The sequence below is a fragment of the Shewanella sp. FDAARGOS_354 genome, assembly GCF_002209245.2.
GTDB lineage: Bacteria > Pseudomonadota > Gammaproteobacteria > Enterobacterales > Shewanellaceae > Shewanella > Shewanella xiamenensis.
In genome coordinates this window covers 1,777,173-1,792,522 of the sequence record NZ_CP022089.2, presented here as the reverse complement: position 1 = coordinate 1,792,522, position 15,350 = coordinate 1,777,173, and the positions used below count along the sequence as shown (strand labels likewise).

Below are 15,350 nucleotides of genomic sequence, written 5' to 3'. Positions count from 1 at the left end.
CTGTGATGTGGTTATTTTAGTTCTTATAAATCAATGCATTGCTGTTTGGCATTGATTTTGCTTTTTAACAATTTTTATAACAAGTACACAGGAAGTCATAATATGAACGCAAATATTAATCGCAAACTCATCGCGGTCACGTTTTTAGGGTTAGCAAGCTTAGGTCTTAGCGGTTGTGTGGTCAATGTCGGCGATGGTGAATCTAAGTGGGATAGTAGCGAATCTTGGGAAAAAACACAGGATAAAAACCGCACTAATCTGACTAAGCTCAGCCTTGGCATGAGTAAAGACCAAGTGATGACGCTAATGGGAGCTGCAGACTTTAGCGAGTCCTATTTACAACAAAGCGCAGGACAAGCAGATAAAGAAGTGTTGGTCCTCTTTTATCGCACTCAGCACTCCCATAGCGATGGTAAAACCACTAAGGATGAATGTACGCCTGTAGTCTTGAGTAACCATGTTTTAGTCGGTTGGGGCGACACTGCGTATCAAAAGATTTAACCCCAACTGTCCCAAAATACACTTGAACGCCCTAAAAAATTAGGGCTTTCTTAACTGAGCATCAAGCTGCTCAATCAGTTCGGTCCATTGTGCATCAGCCTCTAAGGCTTCGGTGAGAAAACTCTTTTGCGCTTGTGTCCAAAAAGGCGCTTCAGTTAAATGTATTTGCGCTGCTAGCTTGTGAGTAGCAATAAAATGCGCGATAGCATTGGGTTGGTTCTCTAATCCCAGTTGTTCAAATAGATGGCTTAAATCAATTGGTGTAGTATCCATTCGATCTCTCCCTTGGTTAGCTTTTTATCTAGGTTATGCATCTCTTTAGGAAATGCAATCGATGATTAAAATTTGCACTTTTGGGTTTCCTTGATACATTGATAAAGACTCATAAGAGTGTGATCTAAATCAAGGAATTCTAACAATGGACAATAAAACCTTGGATGAGTATCGTGCCGTTTATCTCACCGCAGAAGATTTACGCTTGGCCGCTTCAATTATCTACAATGCGTATCACGATGATCCCTTTTTTATTAATGCGTTATCCACCGCAGATAAATTTGCCTACGAACAAAAATTACGCGCCGCAATTCGCGAAGAACTCAATACTCTATGGCAACAAAAGCAGGCCTTAATCGGACTCTTCGATGGTGCTCATTTAGTGGGAGTTGCTTGCGTTGTCACCCAAGAAGTGCCACTCGGAGAAGGTCGCTATTGGCACTGGCGGCTCAAAATGTTGCTGGGTACGGGGTGGCAATCGACCCAAGCTATGATGAAGAAGGAATCGATTATTTTGGAACTGTTACCCAGCCAGCGTTGTGGGATTTTGCAATTTATTGCTTTAGCGCCAAACGAGCAAGGTAAAGGGCTGGGCCATCAACTTGTTCAAGCGGTAGTGAGTTGGTGCGATGAGCAGCCAAATCTTGAAGGTATTGGGGTATTCACCTCGCAGGAAGCTCATATGCATTTATTTAAACAACATGATTTTGTTTTCTTGGGTGAATTGACTATTGGTGGTGTGGCTGGGCAATTACTTTTTTATACAGGCCAACAAGATGAATAAACGTTATCGCTCTTTCGCTGAGTTTTATCCTTTCTATCTCTCCCAGCATCAAGACAGTCGTTGTCGGCGGCTACATTTTATTGGAAGTATTCTGGTATTGTTATTATTAGGAGCTGCATTTATCACTGCCGCATGGTGGTTGTTGATGCTGATCCCGCTTGTGGGATATGGATTTGCTTGGGTTGGTCATTTTGTCTTTGAGCGTAATCGACCTGCGACCTTTCAATATCCTTTGTACAGCTTGATGGGGGATTGGGTGATGTTTGTCCAAATTCTTTTGGGAAAAGTAAAGTATTGAATCTGATATTCCGGTAAGAAGCTGACAAGCGTGTGAGAGATCGCTTACAAAGCCTGTAAGACAATATGTTTTCTTTTTGATTGTTTTATAATCTGTAGTTTTAAAAGTTATTTAATTTCAATTTGTTATAAATTCCACTTTGCTGGTTGAATGAGATTTTCCCGGGTTGTTGTTCTTATGGGGGAACAACAAAGACAGAATTCACGTAGAATTTATTTGTCGCCAAAACACATGGATAGCACGGATTGCAATACGGGCGAAACGGACGCAAGAAGCAACTAATTTAGGTTCTTGGATTTGAACCTCTGGCGGTAGGAAAACTGTCATAAACCAAGGATAGGCTAAGGAAAAGCAGGATAGCTTTGTCAAGGATGATACAGGATATAATACTTGTTAGGACGACAGGTTTCAGGATGATAAAGGACAAGCTTAAGGATTAAGCATGTACTCGGTGCAGGATGTATCGAGTTAAGGGATAAGTATAAGGGTGAACAGCTTGTACTCGTCTATGGAAGGCATTGAGCAGGATGCATTATGGAATGAGTCATAGGATGTGACTGGTGCCGGAATAGGATTTCCGGGTCAAAGGATTGAGTGTTATGGTTAAGCCATAACACAGGGAGGATTAGGGATACAGGGATGCTGTAGGATGCACGTAAACGCATGGATGGTGCAGGGAGCACAAATAAGCAGGATGGCTTACAGAGAATAAATGGGGCGTACACAGTACGCCCTTTTCTTTTTTGTCTTTTGAAGCCGCAGCTTGTATCCAGGCATTTTCTAAATATTGAATTGCAAATCCGTCCAATCACCCAGTTCACAGCTCATCAAGATTCTAATATCAACCCGCTTATACATTGATAACAATGCGCAATGATACTTTTGAGTTGCTTGGTTCTAGTGGTTGATACTAACCAAAGTATATGGAACTTGGCGTCGCTTAGAGGCTGTTCATAGTTCTGTGTCAAAATGTCCATTTTTATAATTTTAACGGTAGTGGGATAAAAGAGATTGTCGATTATTGCTCCTTTATGCGGCGATTTACGGCTTGGTTGGTTCTGAGTCTTTCTTGGCAAGCAAACTAAATTAGTTGAGAGGATTAAAATTGCCAGTTTCTTTGTGAGATATGTCTCACAAGTATGTAAGTAATTTGTAAGTTTTTTGACTGATAAAAACCGTCATATTCCATCAAATATAGTTTAATCAGTGTGTTAGGTTTTGCTTTTAATTATGTCGTTATTATTGCGGCTTATCTTTTTATTTTAACTAGCGCAAATTTCATCATGACTATCCTAAGATTCATTTGCAGAGGGAGCGAGAGACAACAGGATGTTAGCGGTCAGGATGGCCGGACAGTGTTTAATGGATTAACACTCACGGAATGGTAAGGAAAGACTTTCAGGATGAAAGCGTTACGAACCACGGAAGGATAGACTATCACGGATAGATAGCCTAGTTGCACAGGATTGCGATGGCACAAGGAGTGCAGCAGAAAGGAAGCAACTTAACCTATTTCATGGATGATGCTGGAACCGCTCAGGAAAGAGCAAGCTTGGTAAAAGGAACGCCAAGAGGTAGGGATGTACTTGAGTACAGGGAGATATCAAGGATTGAACAGGGATGATGCAGGATGCAAGTTGACGCATGGATGGTGCAGGGAGCACGAAAATAGCGGGATAGCTTAACAAAGAACAGAAGGGCGTGATCTTAGGAGCACGCCCTTTCTTTTTGGTATTCATACAGATGATGCAGATGTTGAGCCGCGCTATGGCTGAGTGTTATCAATACGGCTTGGCGTGATCAATTCAGCTCAAAGGTCAACGGCAGTGACTTAATGACACTTGCCAGAGCTACAACTACTTTGGCTCCCACAGCCACCAAATTTACCTTTCGTCGTCGGTGCTTCTTGCCATTCGGGTTCTGGGAATATAGGCCATTCAATCTTTTGAATTTTTTTACCTAGCATCCATATATGACCACGATATTGATTTATACCATCTGTGCTGAACTCGAATAGATACTTTGCCTTCCAACAGATCCCGGTAGTGCCGCCAAGGCTAGGACGAGCGGTTTCCATTGCGATCGCTAATAGTTGTACTTTTTGTCTACAGCATTCTTTTTCAGCAAAAATACGGCTTAATTCTGCCATTTGACGAAGTTGCCAAAAGAAAGCGGCAACGACAATCAGCGCAATAATTAACAGAAGATCTGACATCATTTACTTGCAGCCTTAAACAAGCCACCAATGGCTTGTGATAGTTGAACACTACGATTGGGATTTCGTAATTCACGCAGTAAGTGATTGCGTAAATTAGGAATAGCCACAATATCAGCAAAGACCTGATTAAAAAAGGCTTGCGGCTGAAGTGCAAGTGCTTCTAAGTAAATACTGCGACTCAGCTCTTGCTTTAGTATCGACCAATTTCGACCTGCAATACTGATGAGGGCGTTTGCATCAAGCTGGTCTGTATGCTGTAAGTGGGCTAAGGCTTGTTGGCTTAATTCAGACTGTGATGCTAATGCTCGCATGTAATAGGATTGGTACTCATTAGGTGCCTTGATGAACTTACTAAAGATCTTCTCCGCAATAGCCTCAGTCAACTGTAGATGTTCGAGGCACTGGCATAGAGCGATTTGCACTTCAATGGCGGCATGGTCAAAACTGGCAAGTATATGTTGCTCATGATCTAATTCATTGAGACGGACACAAACATCACTCAAACCTTGCAGGCCAATATGTTGCCATTCACTCGGAGCAATTTGGCCTGATAAGTATTGCATGGCAAATTCATATTGGATTGATGCCTTTAACCCTAATTGCTTACGCACTAAGGCGTTGAATAACGCTAGTTTCTCTTGGCTAGGTTTAAAACTAAATGGATTATTGGCGAGGCGATCCTGCTGTTCATCGGTTAATGGCTGAGTTGGATCTTGTCCCAGTGCCGTGAGTACCATTTCAATAAATTGTGAACGGGGTGCAGGCGAGAGCAGGCCTTGCTCATCTAAAGGAAGCTTGAGGAACCAAATAAAATGCTGCTGGCTTTCATTCCAAAAAACAATGGCAAACTGTGCATGGCCTTGAATAGGGTAGGGATAAGGTGTGGCTAGAGATTCGATTTGATGGAAGGCCAACATATCGATGTGCTGTACCCTTCGACCCAGTTCATAGACTTGGAATTGGGTTTTGGCTGTCGTTAAAAATTGGCTAAGCGTAGTAATTTCAGTCATTTGGCTGCTATATCAATCAAAAAGGCTCAATAAATTGGCGACATTATAGGGGGAAGTTGTTCACGATGGTATGATTGCCACACTTTTATCGCCCCCTGTCGCTGAGCGTTATCTTCTAGTGACAGCGAGCTAAAGGACGTTACATTGATGCTTTACAGCCAAACTCAAATAAAATTAGCCCAAATTATTCACGAGCTCCAAGGTGTTGGACTTTGGTCGGCCAATGCGCCAAGTGATAAAGCGATGGCCAGTACTGCGCCGTTTGCCTGCGATCTTATGTCGTTTGAACAATGGTTACAGTTTATCTTTATCCCGCGAATGCAAGCATTGATCGATGCTGGACAACCCTTGCCTAGCCAAATTGCCATTGCGCCTATGGCTGAACATGTGTGGTCTGAGCAGGCGACATTAGCACCCTTAATCGGTGTCTTAAATGAATTGGATATATTGTTAAATGAACCAAGATGATATCTGGTTAGATATACCAGAGAGTAAGCAATTGAATACCGATAGTGATGATGTAGAAGCCGCGCCTGAACTGCACATTTTATATCAAGACGAGCATCTCGTTGCTATCCACAAACCTGCGGGATTGCTGGTGCATCGCAGTTATTTGGCACGCCGTGAACGTTTTTTTGCGATGCAATTAACACGCGATCTGGTGGGGTGTCATGTGTTTCCGGTACATCGTTTAGATAGACCGACCTCTGGCGTGTTGTTATTTGCCAAAAATAGTGAAGTGGCTAACGCGCTTTGCGAACAATTTGCCGACCATAGTATCGAAAAACAGTACCTAGCGTTGGTGCGTGGCAATATGCACGAGAGTGGTGTATTGGATTATGCGCTCAAGGTGGAATTGGATGAAGTGGCGGATAAGTTCTCAAATCAAGATAAAGCAGCCCAAGAAGCGGTGACTCAATATGAACCGCTACTCAATGCTGAAATCCCCTATCCGTCAGGACGTTATGCAACGAGTCGATTTGCTTTAGTTAAACTGAGTCCTAAAACGGGGCGCAAGCATCAACTAAGACGCCATATGGCGCACTTACGTCATCCGATTATTGGTGATACCACCCATGGTGATGGTAAGCAAAATGCATTTTTTAGAACCCATTTTGACATCAATCGACTATGGCTGATTGCGAAAAAATTAACCTTCACTCACCCGATAACCCATGAGCGCTTAAGCATTGAAACAGAGCTTGAGCCTGAATGGGAAACCGTTTTTGCTCGCCTAGGTTGGGATGATAGCGCATTATCTTCCACACCCAGCATATTGATTGCGGGTTAAGCTGAAATGTATTAGGTCGCCACGTGTTTATTTGCGTGACTAAGATAGTGTGGTCTGTTCACTTGCTGTTGGCCCTGATGTTAACAGCTTAGCTACTCGCTAGCTTTAGTTCTTGCATTAAGGTGACTAAGCTTGAAAATCCCGTGGTGGGCTTAAGTGGCGTTTGCAGGTTTTGCTGTGCGGCATGAAAGTAATGTTTACGTCTAATTTGAGTGCTTTTATGTTGGTGCTTGAGGTGTTTTTGCCTATTGCTCTGTCGCATCAGTTTAGTTCCTCATGCTCAATAACTTGATTTAATTTATAAAATTTTACCTTGTTGCTTGCCCTAAAGCATAACAATAAAGTAACTTCAGCTGAGTTGCGTTTACGCATGTGGGACGGAGTATATCATGAAAAAAGTTAATCTGATCTTTGGCACTGTGTATGGTAGCGCACAATTTACCGCCGAAACCTTAGAAAAAGCGCTGACAGAACTTGGTTATGAAGCCAGATTGTGGCAACCGAATGAAATTAGCCAATTTACACCACCACAGGATGAGCTGTTAGTGGTTGTCACCTCAACCACCGGGCAGGGGGATTTACCCGATGATATCCAGCCTTGGTTTTATCATCTCCAAACAACAGCTCCCTATTTGCCAGAGCTGAAATACAGTGTTATTGCGCTGGGAGATTCAAGTTACGATACCTTTTGTGGTGCAGGCAAGTCAGTGGATGCATTGCTGAGTGAATTAGGCGCAAAAGCCGTTGTGGAGCGTCTCGATATTGACGCCTGTGAAACCATGGAACCTGAGGTCGAAGCGATAAAATGGCTGCAAAGCTGGAACCAAATCGTCAAATCCGAGCGCGCCGCTTAGGCCATTTGGTCACTCAGCAGTGGTTTAAATTTGCTCAGCGCTTAAGCCAAGCGCTGTTAATCCCTATTGCCATTTTACCCGCGGCTGGGGTTATGTTGGGGTTGACGGTAAGCCCAATCCCCTTTATGCCTGAAGTACTTAATGTATTAATGCTGGCTGTGGGTAAGCTGATCTTCGCGATTATGCCGATTTTGTTTGCGGTGGCGGTGGCGATTGGTTTTTGTCGAGATCAAGGGATTGCTGCATTTACCGCGGTGTTTGGCTATGGGGTGTTGACAGCAACCTTGGCTGCTTTAGCTGACCTATACCAATTGCCAACTCAGTTAGTTCTTGGCATGGATACCTTAGATACTGGGATTGCTGGCGGCATGCTGATTGGCGGCGTGACTTGCTTTGCGGTGCGTTGGAGCCAATATATTCGCCTGCCAGCGATTTTTTCCTTTTTCGAAGGGCGGCGTAGCGCCTCTTTATTGATCATTCCGTTGGCTATGGGGTTAGGTTATGTACTCGCCCATGTATGGCCATCAATCTCCTTATTGATTGAGCGAGTCTCTGATTGGGCTGTTTACCAAAAGCCTGCAATTGCGTTTGGTGTTTATGGTGCGCTTGAGCGTTTACTCATTCCTTTAGGGCTACATCATATTTGGAATGCACCATTTTATTTAGAAGTTGGCCAATATCAGTTGCAGGACGCCGAAGTGGTACGCGGTGAAGTGGCGCGTTATTTAGCGGGTGATCCGCAAGCAGGGAATTTAGCGGGGGGCTACCTGATTAAAATGTGGGGATTACCAGCAGCGGCGCTGGCCATTTGGCGCTGCGCTGATGCCTCGGAGCGAAATCGTGTTGCGGGTATTATGCTTTCCGCTGCGGCAGCCAGTTGGTTAACAGGTGTGACTGAGCCAATTGAGTTTGCATTTATGTTTGTGGCGCCTATCTTGTTTCTTATCCATGTCATGCTGGCGGGCTTGGCTTACTCTGTCTGCATTATGCTTGATATTCACCATAGTATTGTATTTTCCCACGGACTGGTTGACTTCACTTTGCTATTTTCCCTGTCCCGCAATACGGGATGGTTTGCAGTCTTGGGGCCGCTTACGGCGGTGATTTATTACATTTTGTTTAGGGGAAGTATTCTGGCATTTAATTTAAAAACGCCAGGGCGGCTTGAATCCTATGACGCCAATCGCTCCAAAGAGAGCTTAAGAGCAATTATTGCGGCATTAGGTGGTCGCGATAACATCGTTGAACTCAATGCCTGTTTAACGCGATTACGTTTGAGTGTGCATAGCCCTGAGTTAGTTAATAAAGTTCGACTCAGTCAGCTAGGCGCGAAGGGAGTGATTGTGATGGGGAAAGGTGTGCAAGTGGTCTATGGCACTAAGGCTGAAACTCTGCGTAAAGTGTTGCAGCGTTATTTAGATACACGGCGTTAGCATTGCAGCTTATTAAAATTAATCACTGATTTATTGTGTTTAATAAAGTCAACTCACAATAAATTCACTTTTTAATACAAAAAATTAGCTTTTCATGCTGTATCAGCGGATTGGCTATGGCACACTCGAGTGAGGGACCATAGAGGAGATCAGATTTTGCAGTCACAGCATGTAGTTTCCAACGCACAACCCGCCTTAGCACGTAAAATCCTGATGACAGATTGCGCCGATGCCCAAGGGCTTATCGCCAAAATCACCAGTGTTTGCTTTAACCATCAGCTTAACATCATCAAAAACAGTGAATTTGTGGATAATGCGCAGGGAAGATTTTTTATGCGCACTGAGCTTGAGGGGCACTTTAACAGCGAGCAATTATTGCAGGATCTGCGTCAAGTATTACCCGTTCCAAATCATATGACCTTAGTGAGTGCGGGTAAGAAACGCATTGTTATATTAGTCACTAAAGAAGCACATTGTCTCGGCGACCTCTTGATGAAAGCGTATTATGGCGGTTTAAATGTTGAGATTGCCGCCGTAGTGGGCAACCACGATGTACTTAAAGAACTTGTTGAAAAGTTTGATATTCCTTTTCATCTCGTCAGTCATGAAGGACTCGACAGAATTCAACATGAGCAGGCGTTGTTGGCCGCGGTGTCGCAATACGCGCCAGACTATCTGGTGCTTGCCAAATATATGCGGGTGCTGACGCCGGATTTTGTTGCTGAATATCCAAACCGTATCATCAATATCCATCACTCTTTCTTACCAGCCTTTATTGGTGCAGCTCCTTACCGCCAAGCCTGGGAACGTGGGGTGAAAATTATCGGTGCGACGGCGCATTTTGTGAACAACTGCCTCGATGAAGGGCCGATTATCAAACAGGATGTGATCCCCGTTGATCATAGTTACAGCGCACTCGAAATGGCCAAAGCGGGCCGAGACGTTGAAAAAAGTGTTCTCAGCAAGGCGCTGCAATTAGTGTTAAATGAGCAAGTGGTGGTTTACGGCAATAAAACCATAGTGTTTTAGGGTGTAAAATTTGATTTGAGTATCCCCAACATACTCCTGCGCATACCGTGATGGGGATCTTATGTTTCAGTTTTAGTCTGCGGCTTATATTCGCTTTGCTATCCTTATGTTTAATAGGATTTTTACTTTGTTTATGTCCTAATGAGTTTTTGAGTCTACATTCCTATTTTTAATCAAGGATGGAGGTTGGATGTCAACAAATCGCGGTCTAATTGTCGGAACGATGGATCTCCCCGATGGTTTGCATTTGTCTTGGGCACAACTTGATAAAGAGTTTCGTGTTCAAAAAATGAGCCAAGCCTTTTATGAGCGCTGTAACCGCTCAGCAGCGCAAATCATTAATAAACCTATTTGCCAGTTATTCAGTGCTTTTGATACTGATTTATGTGCAGATATTGAGCATAGTAGCGGTGGCTATATAGGCTTCCAGTTACAGGACAATAATGGCGCAAATGTACATTTCGCTTTGCATGCAGTTCCTGAAAATGGATGGTACTTGATCTTATCTGAGATAAATTTTAAAGATCCCAAAATTAAAGAATTGCACGTAGATTATCGCCGTGTAATCCAAGCGAGCGATGTTTGGTTGCAGCATATTGAAGAAGTGATTAGGTCTTCTCCTGAGGATGTTTTCCGGGTTGCGGTAGCCAAATCTGTCGCACTCAGCAGTAGTCGGTATGGGTTTATTCTTTTACATAACGAAAAATCGAAATTGCTTAGCTTGGCGGCCAGAACCCAATACCCTCAATCTAAGATTGACCTGCCAGAAATTGTCGAAGAAGAGACTCAAGCTCCTGAAACTGAAAGTCTTGTCTGGCTTGAATGCGCTCAAAACTTTAAGCCCATCATTAAAAATAGCCTAGGTAGGCCCGCGAATGCTCAGGGAGTATTCGATAAATTACTGCTTGAGGAACGCTATTTAGCGGTGCCCATTTTATTTCGAAATCGGTTGATGGGAATTATTTGCGTCGTTGGGCGAAGTGACCCCTACAGTCGTCAAGATGCCCGCTCATTGCTCACTTTTGCGAGTATTTTATGGCATTCGATTGAGCTTCCCCGCAGTTTGCGGGCAGTATCGCGGCAGTCCAAAATTATTAAGGCGCAAAAGGAGCAATTATCCCAATCGTTAACCCAGCTTATCAGCGCCATTTCCGAGGCATTAGAACTTAAGGATGCCTATACCGCGGGGCATCAAAAGTCGGTGGCCCAATTAAGCTATCTTATAGGTGAAAAGCTCGGGCTTGAGCCGCAGCGTTTAGAGGGGCTAAAAATTGGTGCACTAGTGCATGACATAGGAAAGCTTGCAATACCATCACAGATTTTGACTAAACCTTCAAAATTATCCAAAGAAGAATACGCCTTAATTCAAACTCATCCACAACATGGAGCGGAAATTGTAGAGGATGTCGAATTTCCCTGGCCGATTAAACAAATGATATTACAGCATCATGAGCGGCTCGATGGATCGGGTTATCCCTTGGGATTAAAGGATAAAGCGATTCTCTATGAGGCTAAAATTATTGCCGTTGCCGATGTTGCTGATTCAATCCTATCACACCGACCCTATCGTCCTTCATTGGGATTGGCGAAGATGACAGAAGTGCTTCGGGCGGGTAAAGGGACCTTATTTGATCATGATATAGTTGAAACCTGTTTAGAGGTACTTATTAACCGTGAAATTAGTATTAGCGATCATATCGGTTCTGCCGCGCTAGACCCGGTAGTGACAGTCACTTTGGACCATGAGTTAGCCGACATTAAACGACTACTTGCTCACGCCCATGCTAAGGTGGCTGTTGTACAGGATGAAGAACATCACCTCATTGGCGTTATCACCCAAAGATTATTGGACTACTGGCTCAGCCCCCTCATTGGCAGTGCAGCCGAGCGAGAACAGGATAGGGCTTTTTTGCGTAAAAAAGCTCATCAAATCATGGAGCATTCTGTTCCTTTAATTAGTGATGTGGCGACTTCAGAAGATGCGCTGCAGCAACTTAATGAGTCTGACTCTGAGTTTTTGGTGGTTGTGAATAAGGCGCAACATGCAATAGGCGTAATCGGCTGGCGTGCAATAGCAATGGCGAATAAGTTACGCCAGGATGTCGAGCGTTTAATTTAACGGAACTCAGTAGATAAAAAATGCCAAGCAGGCTGCTTGGCATTTTGTTATCCCGCAATGTAGCGAAACGATTAATCGACGATACGTAACAGTTCGTTGATCCCCACTTTGCCGCGGGTTTTTGCATCCACTTTCTTGACGATAATCGCAGCGTATAGGCTGTATTTGCCACATGCTGAGGGCAGGTTACCGGATACGACTACAGAGCCAGCTGGTACGCGGCCATAGTGGATTTCGCCCGTTTCACGGTCATAAATACGGGTACTTTGGCCGATATAAACGCCCATGGATATCACCGAGCCTTCTTCTACCACAACGCCTTCGACAATTTCAGAGCGTGCGCCGATAAAGCAGTTATCTTCGATAATAGTCGGGCCAGCTTGCAGCGGCTCCAATACCCCACCAATGCCTACACCACCAGATAAATGCACGTTTTTACCAATTTGCGCGCATGAACCCACAGTTGCCCAAGTGTCAACCATGGTCCCTTCGTCAACGTAGGCGCCAAGGTTCACGTAAGAGGGCATTAACACAGTGTTTTTACCGATAAAAGAGCCTTTACGAACAGTGGCTGAAGGCACCACGCGGATGGCTTCGGCTTTAAAGCGGGCCTCGTCATACTCGGCAAACTTTAACGGCACTTTGTCAAAATATTTGGTTTCGGCGCCATCGATAACTGCGTTATCAAAAATACGGAATGACAGTAACACCGCCTTTTTCAACCATTGATGAACATGCCATTGGCCGTCGATTTTTTCAGCGACGCGCAGTTCACCCTTGTCGAGCATATTGATGACATGTTGCACATCGTTACGCACGCTAGCGTCAACAGTGCTTGGTGTGATGTCGGCACGCGCTTCAAAAGCGGCCTCAATACGTTGGCGTAAAGCCTCCATTTACTTCTCCCGTTGTGGTTAATTGGTTGACTCTGTGTTGATGGCGCTCAGTGCGCTAATCAAGGCTTCCTTGAGCGTATGCTCTTGGTTTTCATTGAGTTGCAAGCCATCATTGGTTTGCAAAATAAAAAAGTCTTCCGCTCGCTCGCCGATGGTAGTGATCTTGGCGGAGAGCAAAGTGGTGTTGCAGCGATAAAAAATATCGCCCACTTTAGCTAATAATCCCGGCGTATCCAAGGCAATGAGTTCCATCATACTTGTACCATGACGGTTACTCTCAAGGAAACTCACCTGAGTGGGAACATTAAAAGGTTTCATCTTGCGCGACAGTTTTCTAAAGCGTGGCAGTTTGGGGTTATCACTGGCGAGCGCTTTTTCAAGGGCTTTACGGATACTTTGTATGCGCGAGAGTTGGCTGACGGGTTCGCCGTCTTGCTCGAGAATAACAAAGGTATCGAGAGCATAATTGTCCTTTGATGTCATGATGTTAGCATCGTGGACGTTAATATTTTTATTATCAAGCACCGCCATCACGGTAGCAAATAACTTAGGTCTGTCCTGACAATAAACAAACAGCTCTGTGCCGCCGCGGGTCGTGTGTTTTGAAACGAGCACTAAGGGCTCATCCAACTGCTTATGCTTGAGGATGGCTTCAGCATGCCAAGCGACTTGATTGGGCTGGTGGCGCAAAAAGTAGTCGGCCTTAAAGCGTTGCCAAAGGGTATCTAAATCTTTTTCTTTAATGCCGCGCCGCAGTAGTTCTTTTTTCGCCTTGGCTTGGTATTCGCGTACTCGGGCCCGAATATCGACGGGCTTTTCTTTGCCGCGAGCGAGCACCCTTTGGGTTGAAAAATATAAGTCGCGTAGCAATGAGCCTTTCCAGTTATTCCAGGTCTTTTCGTTAGTGGCGCAGATATCGGCCACGGTTAAACAGTACAAATAACTTAAATGCACCGCATCGCGCACCTTGCTGGCAAAGTCGGCCACCACATCGGGGTCGGAAATATCACGGCGCTGGGCGGTTACCGACATTACTAAGTGATTTTCAACTAACCAAGCGACTAAGCGGCCATCGTGGTCGTTCAAGCCATGAAGTTTACAGAAGGCTAGGGCATCGCTTGAGCCAAGCTTGCTGTGATCGCCGCCGCGGCCCTTGGCGATATCGTGGAAAATCGCGCCGAGTACTAACAAACCTTTTTTCGGTAACTGATTGATAAGCACTGAGCCTAAAGGAAACTCTTCTTTTTGTTCTGGCTGCGAGAAGCGCTCGATATTGAGGAGCAATCTGTGGGTGTGTTCATCCACCGTATAGGCGTGGAACAGGTCAAACTGCATTTGGCCTTCGATATTGCGCCATGCGGGCAAATAGGCCGACAGCACCCCGTGTTTATGCATCAGCGATAAGGCTGCAATACCGCGTGGATGTTTTAAGATCTCCATAAAGGCTTGGCGGCACTGAGGATTTTCTTGCAAAGGTTGCTGCTGTGCTCGGCGAGCACGTCTCAGTGAGCGTAGGGTAGGCGCATAAATGCCTTTAATATTAGAGTTTTTCGCGACATGGACAAACAAACGTACAATTTCTTCACCGCTGTCGAATAAATCGTCACTTAGGGCCTCGATAAAGGCACCACGGCGCTGATAGTTATTGTCAATCGCTTGAATTTCTAAAGCTTTCGTTTGACCAAGAGTTGCCCGCTTAAACAGTTGCAGCAGCATTTCGTTGAGTTCCATCACGCGGCGCACCGTGCGATAGTAACGTTTCATCATCTGCTCAACAGCAAGTTGGGTCGCGTCTTCGTATCCCATCAACTCAGCCACTTGGCGCTGGACATCGAACAGCAGGCGGTTTTCATCACGCCCGACAGTCATGTGCAGGGCAAAACGCAACTTCCACAGAAAGTGCTGACACTCGAGCAGCTCTTCTAATTCGGCGGGTTCTAAAAATTCGTATTGCACCAGTTCTTCTAAGCGTGAGGCGCCAAAGTGGCGCATGGCAACCCAGGCGATGGTTTGAATGTCCCGAAGGCCGCCGGGGCAACTTTTGATATTGGGCTCAAGATCGAAGGCACTCGCCTTGGCATGGCGGGCCGTTTGTTCATCGCGCTTAGCGATAAAGAACTGACTGGAGGTCCAAAAATCGCTTTGACGAATGGCATCGTAGAGCTGGTCAAACAGACTTTCAGGCCCTGAAAGCAAGCGCGCTTCAAGCAAATTAGTGGCGATGGTAATGTCGTCTCGCCCAAGGCGTAGCGTATCATCAAGGGTGCGGACGCTATGACCAATCTCAAGACTAGCATCCCACAAAAAGGCGATAAACTCGCTGAGCGCGGCTTCCGCTACCGCAGCTAACTCGCCCTCGAAGAGGAATAGCAAATCGACATCAGAGTGCGGATGTAACTCACCGCGACCATAGCCACCAACGGCAATCAGGGCGATGGGGTATTGATCTAGGCCGTGTTGCAACCAGGCCTGTTTTATAAGGGAGTCGACAAACTGACAGCGCTGAGTCACTAGCTCTTCAATCGGGGTTTTGGCCTTGAACCTTGCTAAAAGCGTTTGATTCTGTTCGATTAATGATTGTTTAGCTAGCAGCGCTGTATTCATCGAGTCCCTTGTTTGGATGCGTTAAAATATTTGCTACCCA

The 15,350-nt window shown here is 45.0% G+C and carries 15 protein-coding genes; 9 read left to right on the top strand and 6 right to left on the bottom strand.

The genetic code is table 11. From position 1 onward, the window contains the following. The first annotated feature begins 102 nt into the window (after positions 1–102). Entirely contained in the window at positions 103–501 is a 399-nt protein-coding gene (locus tag CEQ32_RS08140) for a DUF3192 domain-containing protein (RefSeq protein ID WP_047534614.1), read from the top strand. A gap of 39 nt (positions 502–540) precedes the next feature. On the opposite strand, the gene CEQ32_RS08135 is transcribed toward CEQ32_RS08140, so the two are convergent. Continuing rightward, positions 541–774, bottom strand: coding sequence for a DUF2789 domain-containing protein (locus CEQ32_RS08135; protein WP_055648607.1), 234 nt, complete (start codon positions 772–774; stop codon positions 541–543). 145 nt (positions 775–919) lie between these two features. Here CEQ32_RS08135 and CEQ32_RS08130 point away from each other — a divergent pair, with 145 nt between their 5' ends. Next, entirely contained in the window at positions 920–1,558 is a 639-nt protein-coding gene (locus tag CEQ32_RS08130; protein ID WP_037416694.1) for a GNAT family N-acetyltransferase, read from the top strand. Next, positions 1,551–1,856 (top strand): DUF962 domain-containing protein, encoded by a 306-nt coding sequence (locus tag CEQ32_RS08125; RefSeq protein WP_055648606.1) that lies wholly within the window; start codon positions 1,551–1,553, stop codon positions 1,854–1,856. The genes CEQ32_RS08130 and CEQ32_RS08125 overlap by 8 nt, the downstream gene beginning before the upstream one ends. 1,831 nt (positions 1,857–3,687) lie before the next feature. Here CEQ32_RS08125 and CEQ32_RS08115 read toward each other — a convergent pair. Together CEQ32_RS08115 and CEQ32_RS08110 are read right to left on the bottom strand one after the other, a co-directional pair. Further along, entirely contained in the window at positions 3,688–4,074 is a 387-nt protein-coding gene (locus tag CEQ32_RS08115) for a DUF3301 domain-containing protein (protein ID WP_047534621.1), read from the bottom strand. Beyond that, a complete protein-coding gene (locus CEQ32_RS08110) occupies positions 4,071–5,084 on the bottom strand; it encodes a DUF3549 family protein (protein ID WP_037416706.1) in 1,014 nt (337 codons plus the stop codon). Before CEQ32_RS08110 ends, CEQ32_RS08115 begins: the two co-directional genes overlap by 4 nt. 147 nt (positions 5,085–5,231) lie before the next feature. Between CEQ32_RS08110 and CEQ32_RS08105 the strand changes: the two genes are divergently transcribed. Continuing rightward, positions 5,232–5,552 (top strand): YqcC family protein, encoded by a 321-nt coding sequence (locus CEQ32_RS08105; protein ID WP_055648604.1) that lies wholly within the window; start codon positions 5,232–5,234, stop codon positions 5,550–5,552. Then, positions 5,539–6,375 (top strand): tRNA pseudouridine(65) synthase TruC, encoded by an 837-nt coding sequence (truC, locus tag CEQ32_RS08100; RefSeq protein WP_037416711.1) that lies wholly within the window; start codon positions 5,539–5,541, stop codon positions 6,373–6,375. The genes CEQ32_RS08105 and truC overlap by 14 nt, the downstream gene beginning before the upstream one ends. Before the next feature lie 88 nt (positions 6,376–6,463). Here the strand turns inward: truC and CEQ32_RS08095 are convergent, their stop codons facing one another. After that, entirely contained in the window at positions 6,464–6,637 is a 174-nt protein-coding gene (locus CEQ32_RS08095) for a hypothetical protein (protein WP_037416714.1), read from the bottom strand. 127 nt (positions 6,638–6,764) lie between these two features. Between CEQ32_RS08095 and CEQ32_RS08090 the strand changes: the two genes are divergently transcribed. The 4 genes from CEQ32_RS08090 to CEQ32_RS08075 all read left to right on the top strand — a co-directional run bounded on the left by CEQ32_RS08090 (position 6,765) and on the right by CEQ32_RS08075 (position 11,810). Next, positions 6,765–7,229 (top strand): flavodoxin, encoded by a 465-nt coding sequence (locus CEQ32_RS08090; RefSeq protein ID WP_047534629.1) that lies wholly within the window; start codon positions 6,765–6,767, stop codon positions 7,227–7,229. Beyond that, the gene (locus CEQ32_RS08085) at positions 7,181–8,662 is read left to right on the top strand and encodes a PTS transporter subunit EIIC (RefSeq protein ID WP_088585828.1); all 1,482 of its coding nucleotides are present in this window, start codon (positions 7,181–7,183) and stop codon (positions 8,660–8,662) included. Before CEQ32_RS08090 ends, CEQ32_RS08085 begins: the two co-directional genes overlap by 49 nt. A gap of 213 nt (positions 8,663–8,875) precedes the next feature. After that, positions 8,876–9,691 carry a formyltetrahydrofolate deformylase gene (gene purU, locus CEQ32_RS08080; protein ID WP_037416965.1) on the top strand — a complete coding sequence of 272 codons (816 nt, stop codon included), beginning with the start codon at positions 8,876–8,878 and terminating at the stop codon, positions 9,689–9,691. A gap of 190 nt (positions 9,692–9,881) precedes the next feature. Further along, entirely contained in the window at positions 9,882–11,810 is a 1,929-nt protein-coding gene (locus tag CEQ32_RS08075) for an HD domain-containing phosphohydrolase (protein ID WP_088585826.1), read from the top strand. 71 nt (positions 11,811–11,881) lie between these two features. Here the strand turns inward: CEQ32_RS08075 and dapD are convergent, their stop codons facing one another. Together dapD and glnD are read right to left on the bottom strand one after the other, a co-directional pair. Next, a complete protein-coding gene (gene dapD, locus CEQ32_RS08070) occupies positions 11,882–12,706 on the bottom strand; it encodes a 2,3,4,5-tetrahydropyridine-2,6-dicarboxylate N-succinyltransferase (protein ID WP_037416726.1) in 825 nt (274 codons plus the stop codon). 18 nt (positions 12,707–12,724) lie between these two features. Beyond that, positions 12,725–15,310 carry a bifunctional uridylyltransferase/uridylyl-removing protein GlnD gene (glnD, locus tag CEQ32_RS08065; RefSeq protein ID WP_047534636.1) on the bottom strand — a complete coding sequence of 862 codons (2,586 nt, stop codon included), beginning with the start codon at positions 15,308–15,310 and terminating at the stop codon, positions 12,725–12,727. Positions 15,311–15,350 lie beyond the last annotated feature (40 nt).